This is a genomic window from Xanthomonas cucurbitae, from assembly GCF_002939885.1.
Lineage (GTDB): Bacteria > Pseudomonadota > Gammaproteobacteria > Xanthomonadales > Xanthomonadaceae > Xanthomonas > Xanthomonas cucurbitae.
The window spans coordinates 1-2,392 of the sequence record NZ_MDED01000091.1 but is presented as its reverse complement, the minus strand read 5'-3'; the positions used below and the strand labels follow the sequence as shown (position 1 = coordinate 2,392).

2 protein-coding genes and 2 pseudogenes are annotated in these 2,392 nt (G+C 52.8%); all 4 read left to right on the top strand.

Going from position 1 to position 2,392, the window contains the following annotated elements; all coding sequences use genetic code 11:
• Positions 1-354: pseudogene (locus XcuCFBP2542_RS20185) on the top strand (type IV secretion system protein); the annotation flags it as partial.
• A 51-nt stretch (positions 355-405) separates the two neighbouring features.
• Positions 406-924, top strand: a complete 519-nt coding sequence (locus tag XcuCFBP2542_RS18760) for a DUF4189 domain-containing protein (RefSeq protein WP_104605741.1) — start codon at positions 406-408, stop codon at positions 922-924.
• Between the two features lie 169 nt (positions 925-1,093).
• Positions 1,094-1,753, top strand: coding sequence for a hypothetical protein (locus XcuCFBP2542_RS18755; RefSeq protein ID WP_104605739.1), 660 nt, complete (start codon positions 1,094-1,096; stop codon positions 1,751-1,753).
• Positions 1,750-2,301, top strand: a pseudogene (locus XcuCFBP2542_RS18750) (Tle-like phospholipase domain-containing protein); the annotation flags it as partial. The gene XcuCFBP2542_RS18755 and the pseudogene XcuCFBP2542_RS18750, both read left to right, overlap by 4 nt.
• Positions 2,302-2,392 lie beyond the last annotated feature (91 nt).

Sequence of the window (2,392 nt, the reverse complement as noted above, 5' to 3'; positions counted from 1 at the left end):
ACGTTGGGCAATGCGGAAGGATTGTCGAGCCAGGCGCTGCAGCAGGGCGGTATCGGGCTGTTCATGACGGTGCTAATCATCACCGTGCCAACGCTGGCAGCGGCGGTCTGGCAAGGCAACATGAGCAACTTCATGCACTTCTCCGCGTTTGGCGGAGGGGCTGCATCGAGCCCTGGGCCGCAGGGGCAGCCGGTGGGGTCTTATATGCCGCAACAAGCAGCGAAGGGAGGTGAGCAACCCGCTAGTGGATCGCCAGCCACCCATAATACAACGACTAGGATCGCCGGGGCGGCACCAACGCAAGCGACTCAGCCTGTCGGCTCACGCGGGCAAGCTGGCACCCAAGATATTTAATTACTTTAATGCACATTTAGTTAATTATTTTCCCCTGCAGGCTGGACATGTATGAAGTATTTAATTATTCTGGCCCTCTCGATTTTTCTGATATCGACTGGCGTAAGAGCAGAGCAAGGCTGTCCTCCAGGGCAAATTCCTGCTCAATCTAACGGAAGCATGAGCTCATGTGGGCCGATCCCGTCTGGATACTACCAAGAGCAGCCTGTGCCCTCACCACGTCCTCTTGGTAAATGGATAAAAACATGGGGGGCAATCGCGGGTGATGGAAATGAAAATCTTGGCGTATCCACGGGTAAGTTAAAGAAAGCTGATGCACAGCAAGATGCGATAGAAAGATGCGAGGCGGAAAGTCAAAAAAAATGTAGTGTTCTTTATGTTTACGAGAACAGGTGCGTGGCGATCTCTGAGCCTGGATATACTGGAAATATCACTAGAGGTTTTGCGGCAGGGCCTTCTATAGATGTGGCTAGTCGAAATGCAGTTTCGTTTTGTAGCCAAGAGAATAAGGGGCGCCAGTGCAAGGTAATATACACCGCCTGTACTGAACCTTTTTTCCAAAGATTCTGAGTATGCTTCTTGTGATGAATGTAATCAGGAAGGTTCCCGAGTTCGGTTTGGTCTTCGCGCTCATGCTCATCACTTTGTTGATATATCGTGTCAACATTAACCGCATTTGTTCACGACTCACCAATTCCATGACAGCTGCGCAGCGTGCTGCACAACGCACGATGGCGGCATGAACGGGACGCTAGGAATCAAAATTGCTGGCTCTCTGGTCTTGGTTTTCTTGACAGGATGCAACCCTATGAACACTGGCTCTGAAAGACACGACACCGGCGCAACCACTACCGACGGCGATCCGGTTTATCGCAAGAACCCGCATCCGACCCAGGCGTACCGGATCACGATGACCATCGAGGATGCGCCGGGGCCGTTCGAGTGGGTGTCGGGAACTGCGTTCTATGAAATGACCAATCGCGATGCGTGCACGCCCTTCGATCGCTCATTGGCCATGTCGACAAAGCAGAAGGAAGATGGGATTCCCATCAACTTCGAGAAGGCTGGTGACACAACATATGTGGCGACGATTTATGCTGACGGCATGATCGATGCTGACTATTATGGCAAGGGCGTTTGCCTCTTCGAGCTGAATGGAGTTGGCATCTCTTTGAGAGCTACTGGCAAGAAAGAGGAGACTCGATTTCAGCCCATCTTATTCAAAAATGAAATTTATAGATCGACGCCAAAGATCACATATTTTTGGAAAGAGCGCTATCCAAAGGCAGGTATGGATGACTTTCCTGACGGTGGCGAATCCAAGGTTGATGATTTCAATGATATTGCTCGCAATAACCTCTTTAAAGTCACCCTGTCCACCAAAAAGGTGATCCCATGAGTCTTACGAGCCAGCAATACGCCGCACTTTCGAGAGATTCATACGACAAGCCAATCAAAACCGGAGAGGACAGCGACCCTGTAAATATCGGTGGAAATATTTACAAGCGCCTCAAATATGTGGATAGCCCTTCTGGCTATCAAGGCATCGTCTATCAGCGCGTCGATACGCGTGAGATCATCGTCGCTCACCGCGGCACCGAGACCGACCGACAGCTGAAAGAAGATGGCATCTACACCGACGGTGGCATGGTTGCAGCCCGCCACAACAACCAGGCTGCCGAGGCGCTTGAGCTGACGCGATATGCGTTGAACTATGCGCACGAACTCGGCAAAGGCGGCAAAGCCCCCGACGTCACCGTCACCGGCCACTCGCTCGGCGGCAACCTGGCACAGGTCACTGCGCACCACTTCGGCCTCAAGGGTGAGACCTTCAACGCCTATGGTGCAGTCAGCCTGGATCGTCGCATTCCCGAGGGCGGCACCGCTGTCATCAATCATGTGATGGCTGGCGATGCGGTCAGTGCTGCCAGCAAGCACTATGGCCAGGGTGGATTCGCCCGCGAAGTGCAACAGTCCTATAACGTAGCGGGCCAGGTGTCGTAGCCTGAGCCCCTACACGACCAAGTGGAGTTGCACA